Origin of the sequence: Rhodococcus sp. OK302, from assembly GCF_002245895.1 — a bacterium.
Lineage (GTDB): Bacteria > Actinomycetota > Actinomycetes > Mycobacteriales > Mycobacteriaceae > Rhodococcus_F.
In genome coordinates this window covers 3,539,471-3,557,154 of the sequence record NZ_NPJZ01000001.1, presented here as the reverse complement: position 1 = coordinate 3,557,154, position 17,684 = coordinate 3,539,471, and the positions used below count along the sequence as shown (strand labels likewise).

21 protein-coding genes and 1 pseudogene are annotated in these 17,684 nt (G+C 60.1%); 18 read left to right on the top strand and 4 right to left on the bottom strand.

Annotation, left to right across the window (positions count from 1 at the left end):
* Positions 1–86 precede the first annotated feature (86 nt).
* The 8 genes from BDB13_RS16260 (at position 87) to BDB13_RS16225 (ending at position 4,313) form a co-directional block, all read left to right on the top strand.
* The gene (locus tag BDB13_RS16260; RefSeq protein ID WP_094272549.1) at positions 87–419 is read left to right on the top strand and encodes a WXG100 family type VII secretion target; all 333 of its coding nucleotides are present in this window, start codon (positions 87–89) and stop codon (positions 417–419) included.
* Positions 419–709, top strand: a complete 291-nt coding sequence (locus BDB13_RS16255) for a WXG100 family type VII secretion target (RefSeq protein WP_141210645.1) — start codon at positions 419–421, stop codon at positions 707–709. Before BDB13_RS16260 ends, BDB13_RS16255 begins: the two co-directional genes overlap by 1 nt.
* Positions 709–1,911: a colicin E3/pyocin S6 family cytotoxin gene (locus BDB13_RS32110; RefSeq protein ID WP_217902130.1), complete on the top strand. Its 1,203-nt coding sequence runs from the start codon at positions 709–711 to the stop codon at positions 1,909–1,911. Before BDB13_RS16255 ends, BDB13_RS32110 begins: the two co-directional genes overlap by 1 nt.
* A gap of 3 nt (positions 1,912–1,914) precedes the next feature.
* A complete protein-coding gene (locus BDB13_RS33825) occupies positions 1,915–2,160 on the top strand; it encodes a DUF7683 domain-containing protein (RefSeq protein ID WP_094272547.1) in 246 nt (81 codons plus the stop codon).
* Between the two features lie 104 nt (positions 2,161–2,264).
* Positions 2,265–2,468 carry a DUF7683 domain-containing protein gene (locus BDB13_RS33820; protein ID WP_094272546.1) on the top strand — a complete coding sequence of 68 codons (204 nt, stop codon included), beginning with the start codon at positions 2,265–2,267 and terminating at the stop codon, positions 2,466–2,468.
* A gap of 143 nt (positions 2,469–2,611) precedes the next feature.
* Entirely contained in the window at positions 2,612–2,857 is a 246-nt protein-coding gene (locus BDB13_RS16235) for a DUF7683 domain-containing protein (RefSeq protein ID WP_094272545.1), read from the top strand.
* 112 nt (positions 2,858–2,969) lie between these two features.
* Entirely contained in the window at positions 2,970–3,215 is a 246-nt protein-coding gene (locus BDB13_RS16230) for a DUF7683 domain-containing protein (protein WP_441347200.1), read from the top strand.
* Between the two features lie 120 nt (positions 3,216–3,335).
* Positions 3,336–4,313: a WXG100-like domain-containing protein gene (locus BDB13_RS16225; RefSeq protein WP_094272543.1), complete on the top strand. Its 978-nt coding sequence runs from the start codon at positions 3,336–3,338 to the stop codon at positions 4,311–4,313.
* Between the two features lie 10 nt (positions 4,314–4,323).
* On the opposite strand, the gene BDB13_RS16220 is transcribed toward BDB13_RS16225, so the two are convergent.
* A complete protein-coding gene (locus BDB13_RS16220; protein ID WP_094274960.1) occupies positions 4,324–5,283 on the bottom strand; it encodes a LysR substrate-binding domain-containing protein in 960 nt (319 codons plus the stop codon).
* Positions 5,284–5,478: 195 nt separating this feature from the next.
* On the opposite strand from BDB13_RS16220, the gene BDB13_RS16215 reads away from it, so the two are divergent.
* Complete coding sequence (locus tag BDB13_RS16215) at positions 5,479–6,066, top strand: peroxiredoxin (protein ID WP_094272542.1); 588 nt, start codon at positions 5,479–5,481, stop codon at positions 6,064–6,066.
* 2 nt (positions 6,067–6,068) lie between these two features.
* Positions 6,069–6,608, top strand: coding sequence for a carboxymuconolactone decarboxylase family protein (locus BDB13_RS16210; RefSeq protein WP_094272541.1), 540 nt, complete (start codon positions 6,069–6,071; stop codon positions 6,606–6,608).
* 72 nt (positions 6,609–6,680) lie between these two features.
* Here the strand turns inward: BDB13_RS16210 and BDB13_RS16205 are convergent, their stop codons facing one another.
* Entirely contained in the window at positions 6,681–7,379 is a 699-nt protein-coding gene (locus BDB13_RS16205; RefSeq protein WP_094272540.1) for a hypothetical protein, read from the bottom strand.
* 18 nt (positions 7,380–7,397) lie between these two features.
* On the opposite strand from BDB13_RS16205, the pseudogene BDB13_RS32950 reads away from it, so the two are divergent.
* Positions 7,398–7,651, top strand: a pseudogene (locus BDB13_RS32950) (hypothetical protein).
* 4 nt (positions 7,652–7,655) lie between these two features.
* Here the strand turns inward: BDB13_RS32950 and BDB13_RS16195 are convergent.
* Positions 7,656–8,882 carry an aminotransferase family protein gene (locus tag BDB13_RS16195; RefSeq protein ID WP_094272539.1) on the bottom strand — a complete coding sequence of 409 codons (1,227 nt, stop codon included), beginning with the start codon at positions 8,880–8,882 and terminating at the stop codon, positions 7,656–7,658.
* A gap of 130 nt (positions 8,883–9,012) precedes the next feature.
* Between BDB13_RS16195 and BDB13_RS16190 the strand changes: the two genes are divergently transcribed.
* The 6 genes from BDB13_RS16190 to BDB13_RS16155 all read left to right on the top strand — a co-directional run bounded on the left by BDB13_RS16190 (position 9,013) and on the right by BDB13_RS16155 (position 12,905).
* Positions 9,013–9,333 (top strand): DUF2322 family protein, encoded by a 321-nt coding sequence (locus BDB13_RS16190; protein ID WP_094274959.1) that lies wholly within the window; start codon positions 9,013–9,015, stop codon positions 9,331–9,333.
* A gap of 49 nt (positions 9,334–9,382) precedes the next feature.
* Positions 9,383–10,321, top strand: coding sequence for a DUF5996 family protein (locus tag BDB13_RS16185; RefSeq protein ID WP_094272538.1), 939 nt, complete (start codon positions 9,383–9,385; stop codon positions 10,319–10,321).
* Between the two features lie 47 nt (positions 10,322–10,368).
* Positions 10,369–11,016 carry a superoxide dismutase family protein gene (locus BDB13_RS16180; protein ID WP_094272537.1) on the top strand — a complete coding sequence of 216 codons (648 nt, stop codon included), beginning with the start codon at positions 10,369–10,371 and terminating at the stop codon, positions 11,014–11,016.
* 49 nt (positions 11,017–11,065) lie between these two features.
* Entirely contained in the window at positions 11,066–11,293 is a 228-nt protein-coding gene (locus BDB13_RS16175) for a hypothetical protein (protein WP_094274958.1), read from the top strand.
* A 163-nt stretch (positions 11,294–11,456) separates the two neighbouring features.
* Positions 11,457–11,672, top strand: a complete 216-nt coding sequence (locus tag BDB13_RS16170; RefSeq protein ID WP_441347237.1) for a hypothetical protein — start codon at positions 11,457–11,459, stop codon at positions 11,670–11,672.
* 984 nt (positions 11,673–12,656) lie between these two features.
* Entirely contained in the window at positions 12,657–12,905 is a 249-nt protein-coding gene (locus tag BDB13_RS16155) for a hypothetical protein (protein WP_094272535.1), read from the top strand.
* A gap of 44 nt (positions 12,906–12,949) precedes the next feature.
* On the opposite strand, the gene BDB13_RS16150 is transcribed toward BDB13_RS16155, so the two are convergent.
* Entirely contained in the window at positions 12,950–13,621 is a 672-nt protein-coding gene (locus BDB13_RS16150; protein WP_094272534.1) for a Pr6Pr family membrane protein, read from the bottom strand.
* A gap of 71 nt (positions 13,622–13,692) precedes the next feature.
* Between BDB13_RS16150 and hrpA the strand changes: the two genes are divergently transcribed.
* Positions 13,693–17,598, top strand: a complete 3,906-nt coding sequence (hrpA, locus tag BDB13_RS16145; protein WP_094272533.1) for an ATP-dependent RNA helicase HrpA — start codon at positions 13,693–13,695, stop codon at positions 17,596–17,598.
* The last annotated feature ends 86 nt before the right edge of the window (positions 17,599–17,684 follow it).

Below are 17,684 nucleotides of genomic sequence, written 5' to 3'. Positions count from 1 at the left end.
CCAGCAACATTCATGACGCCTGGGGGGACCGACAGAATGCACAACTTCGCCATCCAAGAAAATCGTACGAACGCGGCAAAACGACTGTGCCCGACGCCAATTGGCGGTCACTGATGCACGGCAATCCCGAACAGATGCATGCCACAGCGACACGGATCTCCGACCTCGCAGACGACTTCTGGGACGACGTCGAATCGCTTCGCCGCGACTCCGAAAACCTCATGACAGCCGACTGGACCGGCGACGCCGCCCGAACCCACGCAGCCCTGTGGGCAGAATGGGTCGACTCCGCCCGGCAAGTCGCCAGCGCACTCACCGAAGACGCCGCACTCCTACACCAGGCCGCCGCCGAATACAGCAAGACCGACAACGCAAACGCGAACACCGTGGCCACCGCAACACTGAACATGAACCTCTGATGGGCGGCCGCTACCGCGCCGACACCGAACAGATCCTCGCCGTGGTGAACCGGGCGAAGGAGATCGGCCAGCGACTCGAGGAACGCATCACCGACATCGAACGCGAAGTCACCGCCCTCAACGTCGAATGGGACGGCGACGCTGCCACCGCGCACCGCACCAAACACGACACCCGCCGCCGCGAGATGAACGACATGCGCACCGCACTCGCGCAACTCGAAACCAACGCCCGCGGCGCGCACGACCGCTATATTGCCAACGCCCAACACAACAGCGGAATGTGGCCCTGATGGCGCCCATCACCATGGACCCCGACATCCTCACCGGCGCCGCAACGCAGTACGAAACCGTCAGAAACAGTGCCGACAACGTCATCCGATCACTCGCCAGCACCCTCCACACCAACTGGGGCTGCGCCGGAACCGACAGCGCCGGCGCCGAGTGGGCCGCCAGCTACGATCCCGCCGCCTTCGAGGCCGTCGCCGCCGGAACGAACATCGTCAACGCCTTCGGCAAACTCCACGACCTCCTCGCCGCCACCGGTGTCAACCACGCCAACACCGAACGATCCAACACGATCCCACCCGAACCACCCGACGGTCCTCCCCCACAACTCCCACCGGTTTCCGCGCCGACGTTCTACGGCGCCTACGGCGGCGACACCGACGCACCCCTCGGCTGGGAACTGATCACCGCCTGGCTGCAAGGCCACACCTGGCCCAACGGAGACCCCGACAAACTCCAAACCCTCGGCAAAGCGTGGCGTACCGCCGCCACCGGCCTACGCGATGCGAACGACGCAACCGGCACCACCTGGGTCACCCTCGAAGAACTCGCCTCCGACGAAATGCCGCAAGTCCTGGCACAACTCGACAATGTCTTCGTCAGCACCAACTATGTCGCCGATCAGTACGACACCCTGGCCGCTGCCTGCGACGAGTGGGCCCAGACCATCGAAGAAGCTCACCGGAAGATCTTCGACCTCGTCGGCAAAGCCATCATCATCGGCGCTGTGGCCGGCGCGGTCACCGCACTGTTCACTCTCGGCACCGGTACCGTCGCCGCTGCCGGTGCAACGGGAAGCGTGATCGCTGCCAGCGTCGTCGGGGTTCTCGGTGCGGTGGATTCGGTCGCTGTCGCTGCGGTCGGTGCCGTTGCCGCGGCGGGGGCTGCGGCTGTGGGTGCGGTCAACGAGCTGCAACCGCTCCTCGAAGCCAGCCCGACTACCTTCAACGCCAACACCGGCGGCGGAAACTCGCACCACTACTATCCGGCGCCGAAAAACCTCCCAGGATTCCCGAATGCCAAGCCCGCCAAAAGCATGAATGGGCGAAAACGCTGGATTGACGACAAAGGCAGCATCTACGAGTGGGACTCCCGGCATGGCGCCGTCGAAAAATACAGCAGAAACGGCAGACACCTAGGAGAATACGACGCCGACACGAGCACACAGACCAAACCCGCCGATCCCACCCGCAGAGCAGGAAGATGACACATGTGGTATCTACAAGCCTTCGATAACGATACCGAACTACAAACCGAGATCTACCTCCTACACGATATGACAGCCGAAATTGTGAAAGACATCCTCGGCATCGACGACAGTGACTTCGACTTACCTGTTGGGGTACGTCAGAATGACGTACCCCTTGAGAAAGTGCCCGAATTTGCGAAGTACATTCACGATCCATTGAAGATAGATCAAAATTGTGAATATGAAGTCTCAAATCTAGCTGACTGAACAGCATCTCTGCGCCGATTCACACGCCGCATCCGACGATTCGGCGTGATCTACTTCATGTATTCCAAACCCGCCAACCCGGACTCCGAGCAGGAAAATGACACATGTGGTATCTGCAAGCTTATGACAACGATACTGAGCAACTAGTCGAAGATCACCTCCTACACGATATGACCGACGAAATTGTAAAATACGTCCTCGGGATCGACGACAGCGACTTCGACTTGCCCGTCGTGGCGCGAATTAGTGACGTGCCACTCGACAAAGTGCTCGCGTTCGAAAATACATCCACGAACCGACCGAAGTAATTGAAAATTGCGAATACTTCGTTGGACTCTTCGCTGACTGAACAGCACCGGCGCCGATCCACACGCCGAATCCGACGATTCGGCAAATCAATTTCTTGGACTCCGATCCCGCCAACCCAACCCGCAGAGCAGGAAATTGAAACATGTGGTATCTCGAAGCTTACGATAACGACACCGAATTGATAGTCGAAGATCATCTGCTACACGATATGACTGTCGAAATCGTGAAAGAAATACTCGGCATCGACGACAACGACCGCGAACTACCCATCTCGGCAAGCAAGAGTGGCGTACCCTTCGACAAAGTTCTCGATTTCGAAAAATATATCCGCGAACCGATCAAAGTAATCCCAAACTGTGAATACGAAATCGGCTTCTTCGCCGACTGAACAAGACCCGCCGCTCGAATGCCATAGCAAGCCTGACGATTTGGCACTTCGACTTCATAGACCTCAAACCCGCCGATCGCACCCGCAAAGCTGAAAATCTGGAAAGTGAAACATGTGGTATCTCGAAGCTTTTGACAACAATACTAATCGATTATCCAAAGATTATCCTCTGCACGATATGACTGTCGAAATCGTGAAAGACATCCTGGGCATCGATGACAACGACTCCGATTTACCAGTCATAGCGCGTCAGAGTGGAGTTCCCCTCGACAAAGTCCTTGAGTTCGCGAAATATATTCACGAACCAATCGAGATTATCGAGAACTGCGAATATGAAATAGGCCTATTCGCTGACTGAAAAAACTCGTCCTTCAGTTTCACGCACACTTCAGCGGCCGGGACTGCTGTTGAGCGCCACCCAGCCTCGAGCCCAACCGAACCTCGACCACATCAAACACAACACCGAGAGGCTGCACTAATGCCGCCCACCACGATGGACCCTCAGATCCTCCTCGACGCGGCCACGGATTACAGCGCGATCAGAAGCTACACCGACGACGTGATTCGTTGGCTTGCTACCGCACTCGACGCGCACTCGGCCTGCGCCGGAACTGACAACGCCGGCACACAATGGGCCGCGGACTACGACCGCATTGCAATCGAGGCCGTTGCAGCGGGAACGAACATCGCCAACGCGTCCGGGAAACTGCACGACCTACTCGCTGCGACATGGGTCGACTTCGTCAACATCGAGAGATCGAACCAGAACCCAGCCGAACCGACTGAAAGCACTCCCCCGCAGCCTCTTTCAACAGCCGTACCGACGTTCAAGGGCTCGTACGGCGGCGAGGCCGATACCCCCGACGGTTGGGAGTTGATCAGCCTGCAACTCGAGGGGCGCCACTGGCCTGACGGGAACCCTGACAAACTGCGAGCGCTCGCCTCCGTCTGGCAAACGGCTTCCGACTGTCTCCGCGATGCAAACAACGCAACGGGCAACGCCTGGGGCACCCTCGAAGAATTTGCCTCGGATGAGGTGCCACATGCCCTGGCATACCTGAATGGCGTCTACGTTTCCACTAGGGACGTCCACGAAAAGTATGAAAACCTGGCGACTGTGTGCAAAGACTGGGCCACGACGATCGTGGACGCCCGCCGGCGCATTGTCGAAACCATCGGGACAGCCACCGTCACCGATGCGCGCGCAGAAGCAGCGATTGCGGCCGGCGTTGGTGTTGCACTCGACGAAGTCGATATCGCCGTACACACTGCAATCGGCGCCTTGACCGCTGTCGAATCCAAGCTCGCAGATGTCGACCGCGGCCTCCAGCCAATTCTCGATGCCAACCCGACCACGTTCAACGCTCGGATCATCGAGTCCGGTGGGTTTTGGAATTTCCACAAGCCACCAGAATTTCTTCCGGGGTTTCCAGATGCGAAACCCGTCAAATATTGATCTGACGGTTTCACGCAGAATTGGCCACGGTGACAACGGCCGTGGCATCGATGCATTGCCTTCCCGGCGCAACGGATTTCACGACATCCGCCAACTGGCGGAACCCCACTCCGCGGCCGCTCGACGAGCGGAACACCAGCCCGATGGTGCGGCCTGGAGCGGGAGCAGTAAACGTCGCGGTAGCGAGTTCAGCGCGTCGACTCTCCACCAGCACAGCCGATTCCGGGACCAAGGTAACGCCCAGGCCACCGGCAACGCATTGAACGATTGTCGCCAGGGACGTTGCGCGGGTATCCCCGGACAGCGGATGTGCGTCGACGGAGCGGCACAGATCCAATGTCTGATCGCGCAGGCAATGACCGTCGTCGAGGAGCAGCAGAGGCAGCTCGTCCAGGACTGCGGCCGTCAGATCCGTACGCCCCGCCAATTCATTCTCCGTGGGAACGACAAGGACAAAATCCTCGTCGTAGAGCGGTATTTCGATCAGTCCGGGTGCGCCCGCCGGCAGTGCAAGCAGTGCCACGTCGAGAGCTCCGGAACGCAGTGCGTCGAGCAATCTGGCTGTTTGATCCTCGATGACCTGAGGCGCGACTGCGGGCATGGATTCACGTAACGCCGGCAAGAGCGTCGGCAAGACGTAGGGCGCGACGGTGGGTATCAATCCGATGCGCAGCGGACCGGCTAGGTGTTCCCCGGTTCCGGCGGCGCTCGCAACAAATCCTTCGGCGGCTTCCAGGATCACCTTGGCCTGGCCCAGGAGTCGCTGGCCGTCGCTGGTGACGAGCACGCGCCGAGTACTTCGCTCGATCAATTGCACCCCGAGTCCGGCTTCGAGCGCCGCCAGCGCCTGCGACAGTGTGGGTTGGCTCACACCCAAACGTGCTGCAGCGGTGCCGAAGTGTCGATGTTCGGCCACTGAGACGAAGGCACGCAGCTGTGACAAGGAAGGTTGATAAGTCTGATCAGCCATGCCTATCAGTGTAGTGCCACTGATCACCTTTACCTTTTGAACACTTTGATGCAGAATGGACTCATACCAAAAAGCGCCGGTCACGCACCGTTACGGTGAGACCCGCTCGAAGGTAATAAGCCTAATCGATCACGCCAGTTGTGATCGTGCGTGTGAAAAATCCCTGTTCACAAGACAAGTAGGAGAACGAGACATATGGCTCTGCTGACAATCGGCGACCAGTTCCCGGCATACAACCTGAAGGCCGTTATCGGCGGCGACCTTTCCAAGGTCGATGCGCAGCAGCCTGATGACTACTTCACACAGATCACCAGTGATGACTACGCCGGCAAGTGGCGCGTCGTTTTCTTCTGGCCCAAGGACTTCACGTTCGTGTGCCCCACCGAGATCGCAGCATTCGGCAAGCTGAACGACGAGTTCGCTGACCGCGACGCACAGGTTCTCGGCGCTTCCGTCGACAACGAGTTCGTGCACTTCCAGTGGCGTGCACAGCACGACGAGCTCAAGACGCTCCCCTTCCCGATGCTCTCGGACCTCAAGCGCGAGCTTGCCGAGGCCACCGGCGTCCTCAACGCTGACGGCGTTGCAGACCGCGCGACGTTCATCGTCGACCCCAACAACGAGATCCAGTTCGTCTCCGTCACAGCCGGTTCCGTCGGCCGTAACGTCGACGAGGTTCTCCGCGTTCTCGACGCTCTGCAGTCCGACGAGCTGTGCGCCTGCAACTGGAAGAAGGGCGACCCGACCATCAACGTCGGCGAGCTCCTCACCGCGAGCGTCTGATCATGAGTGTCGACACTCTGAAGAACTCGCTCCCCGAGTACGCCAAGGACCTCAAGCTCAACCTGAGTTCCATTGCGCGCACCACAGTTCTGAACGAGCAGCAGCTGTGGGGCACACTCCTCGCAACAGCCGCTGCCACCAAGTCGGCAACCACGCTCAAGGAAATCGCGGCGGAGGCTGCAGACAACCTCTCAGCTGAGGCTTACAACGCAGCGCTCGGCGCAGCGGCGATCATGGGCATGAACAACGTCTTCTACCGCACCAAGGGCTACCTTGACGGTAAGTACGACGACCTTCGTGCGGGCCTGCGGATGAACATCATCGGCAACCCGGGCGTCGACAAGGCTGACTTCGAATTGTGGTCGCTCGCGGTTTCCGCGATCAACGGCTGCAACCATTGCCTCGAAGCTCACGAGAACACCCTCCGTCAGGAAGGCGTTTCCCGCGAGGTCATCTTCGAAGCGATCCGTGCCGGTTCCATCGTCATGGGTGTTGCTCAGGCTGTCGAAGCCAACGAAATCCTTTCTGCCGCACAGGTCTGATCACAGACTTCACGCAGTAGAGAAAAACCTCCCCACCTTCATTGGTGGGGAGGTTTTTTGCTGTGCCTGTAGTCAGGAACTCTGGGTGTATCCCGCCGGATTACGGCCCGCTTCAAGGTCTTCGGCGCTGAGCGTCACGGCAATCTCGTCACCGAGATTCACTCCGGGTACGAGCGGCAAATGATCGCCACTCCAGAACTTGCCCGGATCGAACCAGTTGATCCGACGGTTCGCGAGCATCAGACCCATTGCCTCGTATGTCTGCGCGACAACCTCGGCGCAATAGGCACTTTCGATTCCCGATGCCGGTGCCTCGGGCTTCTTACGGAACTTCGGGATACGCCCACCGAACCAGCGCGACGCCAGCTTGGCGGTCGACGGAAACGGAGTGCCGTCCAAGCGGGCGATGGTGCGTAACAATGCGTCCTCTTGCTCACGGGTCACGGGAGTCTCGAGTTGACGCAACCAACCCTGCTGTCCGTACTTGGCACCCCACACCTGAACTGCGGCTCTCAAATCATGCAACTGCACGCCACGTTGAAACTTTCCCGTCCACATGTCTTGAAGCGAATGTCCCAATTCGGCGTGCCACATGAGAGGCGGCAAATCCTCGAGCACCACCGACATCCCGACGTGATTGACCGGGCTGTTGGTGAGCGTCTGGATCGCTTTGTCTGCCTTGGATTCTCCGCGGAAAATCCAGATGTCGCCGGTGCGTGTGGCAGCCGCAGCCTCGTCGAGAGTCACCTGGGAATGCAGTCGTCGGTCCATAGCCTCTAGCCTAGAGGCATGACACTTCGTGCCTCGCACATCTGGAAGCTCGTCGGCCTGGCCGGCGTCATGGGAGTCGCGGCCACCGGGGTTCTGGCGGCGCGCAACGAACGAACGCGCCGGGCCTACTCCCCGACGAAATTCGCTCGGTTCTGCACGAGCGCTACACGCAGGCGTACGCGAAGCAATCGGTGCAGGAGGAAATCGAACTCGAACCGGTGCCGAGTGCACTTCGGCGCCGAATGAAGAAGCTCATTCGGCGCCGAAGCTGAGGGGTTATCCGAGCGCGGCGAGTATTCCGGCAGCCATGTCGGCAACCTGCTCGTCCGTCATCACGAAGCTCGGGGAAATCTGCATAGCTCCCTGACCCGCGGCGCGGCCCGAAATTCCGTGCTCACGCAGGGTCTTCACGAACGGCAGTGCCTCAGCTGGATCGACGAGCTGAACGGCTGCAACGGCACCGAGCCCACTGCGGACCTCAGCGACCCGCGGGTGCTCGGCCAGCGGCTGCAGGTGCGTGTGCAACGACGCTTCGAGACGCTTGGACTCCGCGAGAAGATTCTCACGCTCGAGGATGTCGAGGTTAGCCATCGCTGCAGCGGCCGCGCCGGCGTGCCCGCCGTAGGTGTAACCGTGACGCCACCACGCGCCGTTGTAGAACGGCTCGGCGACGCGAGGAGCGATGAACACTGCGCCCATCGGAACGTAGCCGGAGGTCAAACCCTTTGCCGTGGTCATCATGTCGGGCTGCAGATCGAAGCGGGTGGACGCGAACCACTCACCGCCGATGCGGCCGAAGCCTGTGACAACCTCGTCGACGACAAAGAGGATGTCGTGCTCACGGCAGATATCGCGAACCTCGGCCAGGTATCCGTCCGGCGGAAGGTAGATGCCACCGGCACCGATGATGGGCTCGGCGAAGAATGCCGCAATCTTGTCGGCACCGACCTTCTCGATAAGCGCGAGCAGGCTCTTGGCGTCGTCCCAGCTCACGGTGGCGGCGTCGGCCATCAGCTCGCCGTAACCTTCACGGTTGACGGGAATACCGGCGAGAGCCGTTCCCGCAACGTGCATTCCGTGGTAAGCCTTCTCGCGACCGACGATGATGTTCTTGTCGGGCTGACCTACCTCATGCCAGTACCGGCGAGCCAACTTCGCCGCAGTATCGATGGAATCGGAACCGCCTGAGGTGAAGAAAATCTTGCTACCGGGAACCGGCGCGATCTCGGCAAGACGTTCCGCCAATGCCTGAGTTGTCTCGGGAACAAAGTCGCCGAAGTTGGAGTAGTGCGCAATCTTCGACAACTGAGCGGCAACGGCGTCGGCGATTTCGGTGCGGCCGTGGCCCACGTTGGTGAACCATAGGCCGGCAGTCGCGTCCAGGTACCGATTGTCCTGCGAGTCCCAGATGTATGCGCCCTCGCCGCGCGAGACGACAAATGCGCCGTTCTTTTCTACCGCGCCCATATCCGCGAAACCGTGCCACAGTGCCGAAGCCATCATTTTCCCCTTCGAATACAAACGATGCTGGTGCGCAAACGATGTGCTGCGACTATATCGACTCCCGAGATCGAGGCCCGAGTGCTGTTCCCCGACGATGGGATTTACGCCGAAAGCACGTAACCTTGATGCCATGACTTTTGCCGACAATCTCGCTGCCCTGCCCGCCATCGATCACCTCGCCGCCATCAACGTGCTCGATGCCGACGGTGCAATTATCGACACCGTCGAGAACAAGCCCGGCAAGTCCGGTTCGGTGAAGGTCTACAACCATCTGGCGCAGGTCTACGGCGCGATCACCCCGGAGGCGGCAGAGGCCGCACTGGCCATCTTCGCCGAACATACCGAGGACGCGCGTGCGAACCCGGGCAAGCACCCCAACATCGATCGCCTCGATCAGGTTCTCGCCACCGGTAACACCCTCGGACTGCAGGAAGTTCCAGCTCAGCAGTAGCCGTGGATCGTCGCGGCGACATTGTTGATCGAGTGTGGAGGACAGCAGAATGATTGCATCCAGCACTTCGGAGGATTGGCCCGCACTACGAGTGGACGAATGGGCCGATACCCGCAGCACACTGCACATGTGGGTGCAGATCATCGGCAAGATTCGGCTTGCATGCTCACCGTTGGTCAATCACTGGTGGCAGGTAACGATGTACGTCACGCCTCGAGGACTGACGACCTCATCCATCCCGTACGGCGGCCGCGTTTTCGACATCGAGTTCGACTTCTGCGATCACCGGTTACGAATCCGCGACAGTTCCGGGGCGTCACACGGATTCTCACTCGAACCTCAATCCGTTGCGACGTTCTATGCACAAACGATGGAAGCGCTTCGAGCCCTGGGCATTTCGGTCGACATTCAACGAACGCCGAATGAAGTCGATCCGGCTGTTCCGTTCCCTGACGATCACGCGCACTGCGCCTACGACGCCCGAGCAGTCCACCTGTTCTGGCGGCAACTCGTTCAAGCGGACCGCGTCATCGCAGGCTTCCGTGCGGGATTCATCGGAAAAGTATCGCCGGTGCACTTCTTCTGGGGCGCGATGGACCTCGCGTGTACGCGATTCTCCGGACGCACCGCGCCACCGCATCCGGGAGGCGCCCCCAACTGCGGCGACTGGGTGATGGTGGAGGGGTATTCCCACGAGCTGAGCAGCTGCGGCTTCTGGCCGGGTGGTGGCGACGAGGGAGCGTTCTATTCGTACTGCTATCCCACGCCCGATGGGTTCAAAGATTCCAGCGTTGAGCCGTCGGCGGCGTTCTACAGCGACAACTTCGGCCAATTTCTGCTGCCGTACGAAGCCGTCCGTACCTCAGCAGACCCGGACGCGACACTCACGGCGTTCTTGAAAACCACGTACCGCGCCGCCGCTGAGTTGGGGCACTGGGACAGTGCTGCGTTGGAGTGCGACCCGAATCGTTGGGCATCTCGGCGATAGGTCCGATCGTCTGGTTCAGGGCTGCATATCGCGGGTAATGCCACATCATGGATATACGACGCGCAACTGTCATCGCCGGCGTCTCCCTGACCGCACTCGTCGCCGCCGGATGCGGTAGCAACAATTCGTCGACGACTGAGACCGTCACCATCGAAACGCCTCCCCTGTCTCGCGAAACGACCAACACCGCTATGCCGATGCCTGGAATGAATGGAGATGTCTTTCAAACACCCGGAACAAGCAGCGGAGAAGTCGACGCCTTTACCTACGACGCCGCCGCAGTGCCCGTGGGTTCGTCCGTGGACATCGAATCCGACGAGAACGACGGCCGCACGACCGTCATGTTCACCGCGAAGGGCCTCGCCCCCAACCGAGACTTCGGCGTACACGTCCATACGCGGCCATGCGGACCGAAACCGTCGGATGCAGGACCCCACTATCAAAACAATGTCGATCCGGCGGCCACGCCGGAAACTCCGTCGTCGGATCCGGCCTACGCCAATCCCCAGAATGAAGTCTGGCTCGACGTCACCACGGACGCTGCCGGAAATGCCCAATCATCGAGCACTGTCGACTGGGAATTCCGCGAAGATCAAGCTCAATCGGTCGTGATTCACGCGCAACACACCATGACCGACCCCGGCAAGGCTGGCATGGCCGGCGATCGTCTGGCCTGCATAGACGAGGACTTTTGAGTAGCCGAGGACACAGCCTGGGCACCTGGATCGAATGGGAGTGATGTCGATGAGTACGGGCAAAAGGGCTTTCCTGACAACCCGACTGGACGAATTGGTTTTGGACTTGGAAGCAGACGCTCCGTCACACCCGCCGCAGGATCCACCGGGCGCGCCGACGGGTCCCCTGGTCACGGCGCAACGGCACCGAGCGGAGGTCGACACTGCCGACGACCACAGGGTCGACGAGATCCTGCGCGCACACCCGGACATCGCTCACGCTTGGGCGAACCGGTGAGCGGTAGCCCTACCCCCGGACGGTAGAAGATCATAGAATCTTTGTGTCGGTATCGAGGCTAGAGCAGCGGCGTAAGGTCTGAAAACTATCTGGCAGAAAGGATCTCGGAAGTAGGTTTGCCGGGGTCTAGTGAGGGCATTCCATCTTCACCTATGTGACGGGTGTGGTGATTGCAATGCGGATCATTGTGTTGATCGTCCTGGTATGGCTGATAGTCGGCGCAGTCGCTGCGGGTCAACGTGGTTACTTCAGCAACAGTTCCGAGACCAGCTGCGCAAGTGCCGGAACGATCGCGGTCACCGTGATCGCGGGACCGCTGAACTATTTCGGGGTCAATCCGAAGATATCGAGTTGCACACTGCCCCAACCTAGTCAGTGACCGCAAACTCATTCCGAGGTGTTGGACACAATTACTCCCACCTGACGAGTCGGAGCCCGATCTGCGGCGGCGGCAAGGGATCAGGTATCGGATCTGGGTCGGGCGGAAATGGCGGCGGGACAGGAGGTTCCGGCACTGGACCCGGCTCCGGCGGATACGGTGGCGGAACGGGCGGAGTCGGAGGTACCGGCGGTTGGGGTACGGGCGGTTGGGGCACCGGGTCATGGCATGTCGCAAAGTCCGATATCAAGATTTTCATGTGCACTTCCTCCTCGCGGAACCGAGGTCGAAATTCCGACCGCAGCATCAACGGTCCCTGACTTTCCGCATACCCACTGAACCGACAAACACTCGGCCCGACAGGCCGCATCGAACTACCGAACAAACCGACACCGGCATCCGGTTTGACACGCATCGCTACCGGTCACGGAGGGCGTGCGCCTAGTGCCTGTTCGCCACTCGGTCCGCACCGTGTTGGATCACACTGCACCGAAGCTTGCCGACTCGACCAGGTCACCGCTTATCTCGACATGATGCTCGATCACGGCAATGGGGACATCGTGCAACGCCGCACACTGGCCCCTCGATCACACGTCGCCGACGTGATCGACGAATGCGCTCGGCGCACATTCGAGGGGTGCGATCCACAAACCGATACAGCGCCAGCCGTGTAACGCGCCTGCAAGCTTTCTCGATAACCGGTACATTGCTACTGTGGAGTAACCGAGAGGGTTGGAGGGTATGTCGCTATTATCGAGCACTGCCGAACACTGTAAGTAGATCCAACTGAGTGACACGTTTCCAATCAGCGGGAACGTCAACCAGCACAGATGGCGATACTGCCCAGAGCTGCAGAAACAGCACGATCATTCCGATTGATGCTCACCGTTCACCGATCGCCCAGATTCAGCTATTCCAGAAAACTATCGACCAGTCCTGACGAGTGGAGTCGGGGCCCATGATGATCATCCGAAAGATGCGAACATGACACCAGCCGACCATCGACGCCAAGCCGCGTCCATCGCCACCTACCTCGCTCAGTTCGAACGCACAGATCAACCCGGAACCACAGCATCGGACGATCGCCCCGGATATGCCGATCTCCCCGACGCCGACCGCGATCGCCGGCACCAGGATTACCTCCTGGCCATGGAGTTGGCACAGGCCACGGCACTTACCGACGAAGATGTTCACGCCCTCGATCAACTGCGCCGCCGCTACGGGTTCCCGTGAGGGTCACCTGACAATCGTCACGACGGACTGCGCAACGCCTTCTATCAGTGTGCCGCGAGAACCGTCTCATCATCGCGATACCGCCACTTGGCACCGAGACGCCCAACTGCGTTGACCGCCAACGCCATCAGGGCCATAGCCACGGCGAGCACCACCATTCCGATGACCAGCGACAGGTAACCCTGCTGCCTCGGGTCGAGGAAAGGATACGGATACCAGTCGACGATGGGTCCGCGAATCAAAGAGTAAATCCCGTAGGCGGCAGGAAATGCGAGCCATTTCAATGCCTCCACTTCGGACAACTTGTGACGCGATGCCAAAAAGACCCAGTCGAGAAACAGCACCAACGGCAGTATTCGATGCAGCGCGGCATTGATCCACGCGTCCTTGAGCATCACGTCGACGTTTGCCAACAGCACTGCGTAGACGATGCCGGTAATGACCATGTAGAGGGTGACTGCACCTCTGATCGACTGCCAGGTCCGCGACTGTGGATCGCGAACGGCTCCGACGAGCAGGAGGATCACCGCCAGAATATTGCTTTCGATGGTGAAGTAGCTCAGATAGTTCGTCAGCGAGAACCCGTCGGCGTTGCGGATCGGAATCCACAGCAGCGCCGTGATGCCGTAGATCGCGAAGGCCAGTCGAAGTGCACGCACAACAATCGGCGTCGACGCTGCCCTGTCGGATGCCCCATCAACGGTGTTTGTCGTCACTGGTCGATGTTTTCACAACCGCGGACTCTGCGGGCAGGAGTTGCATACCTATTCGATAGGCTGTCGTCAGCATGTCTACTACACCACCGGTCCCGCTCTCGCCCCGACGCAGTGACCTCAAGAGCGCACTGACACAGGTCTCCCTGCGTGACGAGAATCGACTCCGACGCACACTCGACCGTGCCCGCACCCCGGACGCACTAGCAGCGGTGGCCACCGAGATAGAAAAAGCACACCTGCGACTGAGCACCCGCGCGGCCGGTGTGCCCGCAATCTCGTACCCCGAATCGCTGCCAGTCAGCCAGCGCAAGGACGACATCGCTCGCGCGATCGCCGAAAACCAGGTCGTGATCGTGGCCGGCGAAACAGGTTCCGGCAAGACAACCCAGATCCCCAAGATCTGCCTCGAACTGGGCCGCGGAGTTCGCGGGCTCATCGGCCATACCCAGCCGCGACGCCTCGCCGCACGTACCGTTGCCGAACGTATCGCCGAGGAACTCGACACCGAACTCGGCGACGCCGTCGGCTACACGGTGCGATTCACCGATCAGGTGTCCGACCGCACCTACGTGAAACTGATGACGGACGGCATTCTGCTCGCGGAGATTCAGCGCGACCGGATGCTGCGTCGCTACGACACACTGATTATCGACGAGGCTCACGAACGCAGTCTCAACATCGACTTCATTCTCGGATACCTGGCGCAACTACTCCCCCGTCGACCTGATCTCAAGGTCATCATCACCTCGGCCACCATCGATCCCCAGCGATTCGCTGAGCACTTTGCCGTCGACGGGAAGCCCGCGCCGATCGTCGAGGTGTCCGGCCGCACGTTCCCCGTGGAAATGCGCTACCGGCCACTGACCGTCGAGTCCGGTGATATCAGCTACGACCGGGATCCCGTGGACGCAGTCTGCGAGGCCGTCGATGAACTCAGCGCCGAAGGCGAAGGCGACATCCTCGTCTTCCTATCGGGCGAACGCGAGATTCGCGACACTGCGGATGCATTGCGCGACAAACGGTTACGCAACACCGAAATTGTTCCGCTCTATGCACGACTGTCGGCCGCCGAGCAGCACAAGGTGTTCTCAGCCCATACCGGTCGACGAGTTGTCCTGGCCACCAACGTCGCCGAAACATCGCTCACTGTTCCCGGAATTCGCTACGTTGTCGATCCTGGTACGGCGCGCATTTCGCGATACTCGGTACGCACCAAAGTACAGAGACTGCCCATCGAGCCGATTTCCCAGGCGTCGGCGCGTCAGCGATCCGGCCGCTGTGGTCGTGTGGCCGAGGGCATCTGCATTCGCCTGTATTCCGAAGAAGACTTCGAATCACGGCCGGCATTCACCGAACCCGAAATTCTTCGCACCAATCTGGCGTCCGTCATCCTGCAGATGACGGCGCTGGGCCTTGGAGACATCGCCGCCTTCCCGTTTGTCGAACCGCCGGATTCGCGGGCGATCAAGGACGGAATCGGGCTACTCGAAGAACTCGGCGCCATCGCGCGGGGCTCCGATGCAACCCATCCGGAACTCACTCCCATCGGACGTGAACTCGCGCAGATCCCCGTCGACCCACGCATGGCGCGAATGTTGGTGGAAGCCAAGACAAACGGCTGCTTGCACGAAACATTGGTTATCGTCGCGGCGTTGTCCATCCAGGACGTGCGTGAGCGGCCGGCTGAATTCCAACAGGCCGCCGACGAAAAACATGCCCGCTTCGCTGTCGAGAATTCCGACTTCCTCGCATACCTGAAGCTGTGGGACTATGTCCGCGATCAGCGAAACGATCTGTCTTCCAGCCAGTTCCGCAAGATGTGCCGAAACGAATTCCTGCACTGGCTACGCATCCGCGAATGGCAGGACCTGCACGGTCAACTGCGTCAGATCACGCGTGGTCTCGGATGGACCGTCAACGACGCGCCGGCCGGCGAGAACGCAATTCACCAGTCGTTGCTGGCCGGATTGCTCTCCCACATCGGACTTCGCGAAGGCGAGAAGCGTGACTACCTGGGCGCTCGGGGAAGCCGCTTCGCGATCTTCCCCGGCTCCGGCCTGTTCAAGAAGCCACCGCGCTGGGTGATGGCCGCCGAACTGGTGGAAACGTCGCGGCTGTGGGCTCGCATGTCCGCCCGCATCGAACCGGAGTGGGCCGAAAAGCTGGCGCCACACCTGGTCAAACGCACCTACTCCGAACCACATTGGTCATCGAAGCGTGGTTCCGCGATGGCGTACGAGCGGGTCACTCTGTACGGCGTCCCCCTCGTCACGGGCCGCGCTGTCACCTACTCCTCGATCGATCCGGAAATCTCGCGGGAACTCTTCATCCGCCATGCCTTGGTACAGGGCGAATGGACTACCCAGCACGCGTTCTTCCACGAAAACCGAGCACTGCTCGACAACGTCGAAGAACTCGAGAACCGAGCGCGCCGACGCGACATTCTGGTTGACGACGAGACCCTCTACGAGTTCTACGACTCCCGTATCGGTGAGGAAGCCGTTTCTGCACGCCATTTCGACAAGTGGTGGAAGACTGCACGCCGAAAAGATCCGAACCTCTTGACGTTCACGCCGGAAACCGTCGTGAACTCCGATGCTGCAACAGTTTTGGGGGGCGAGTTCCCCGACGCCTGGCGCCAGGGCGATATGAAGCTGCCGCTCACCTATCAGTTCGAACCTGGCAAGGATGACGACGGAGTAACCGCGCACATCCCGGTCGGACTACTCGCGCAACTCCAGCCCGTCGGGTTCGATTGGCTGGTGCCGGGTATGCGCATCGACCTCGTCACGGCGTTGATCAAGACACTGCCCAAGAACGTCCGACGCCAGGTTGTGCCGGCACCGGACTATGCAAGCGCCGCACTCGCGTCGATCAAGCCCCGCTCCGAACCACTACTCACAGCAATGGCCCGAGAACTCTCCCGCCTCGGCGGAGTACACATCGAATCCAAGGACTTCGATCCGAGTGCACTGCCGGATCATCTGCGGATGACTTTTGTGGTCGAAGACGAATCAGGCAAGGTTCTGGCCAAGGGCAAAGATCTGGCGCAGCTCCGACGCACACTCGCTCCGCGCGTCCAGAAGGAAGTTGCCAAGGCCGCCACCGGAACCGAACGAGCAGCCGCAGCGGTGTGGACGTCCGAGACCTTGGGCGCCCTGGAACCCACCATCACCCGAAAAATCGGTGGCCAACAGGTCACCGGATATCCGGCACTGGTTCCCGAAAACGGTGGCGTGGCAGTTCGCGTCCTCAGTACCCCTGCAGCGCAAGCTCAGTCGATGCGCGACGGCTCCCGCGCTCTGCTCCTCGCAGCGGTGCCGACGCAACTCAAAGCTGTTACGTCCGGACTCTCCAATACGCATCGACTCCTACTGGGCCAGAACCCGGACGGAAGCCTCGAAGCGTTGGTCGAAGATTGTCGAGTCGCCGCCGCCAACGAGATCATCGCCGCGAAGGGTGGGCCTGTTCGCACACCCGAAGCATTCGACGCGCTTGTCACAGTCGCGCGATCAGAACTGGCAGGACGCGTGTCCGCGATACTGCGAATGATCGTGCCCATCCTCGAACAGTCGCACCGCTTGAACGTGGTTCTCCATCGTTCAAGCGGTGAACCCGCCGAAGACGTTCGCGAGCAACTGAAGTCGCTTCTCTTCCCCGGCTTTGTCGCCGAACTGGGTTCGGCGCGACTGCGCGAACTACCCCGCTACCTGGCAGCAGCGACATTCCGACTCGAAGCCCTACCTGCCAGCGCAACTCGCGACCAGCAAGCCATGGACGTGCTCGACCGTGTTTACGCTGCCTACGACCGACTACTCAACTCGCTACCTGAAGAGCGTCGTACCGCCAGAGATGTGGATGCCATCTCATGGATGATCGAAGAACTTCGTGTGAGCCTGTTTGCACAATCGTTGGGAACGCCTACACCGATCTCCGAGAAACGGGTCCTGAAGGCGATCGAGTCGATCAAACGCTGATCGTCGGTTCAGATGACGTTCACGTTTGTCACTGAGCCACCAATTGTCGTGACAGTGTTGGCAAAGCCCGTGGTGACCAGACTGTT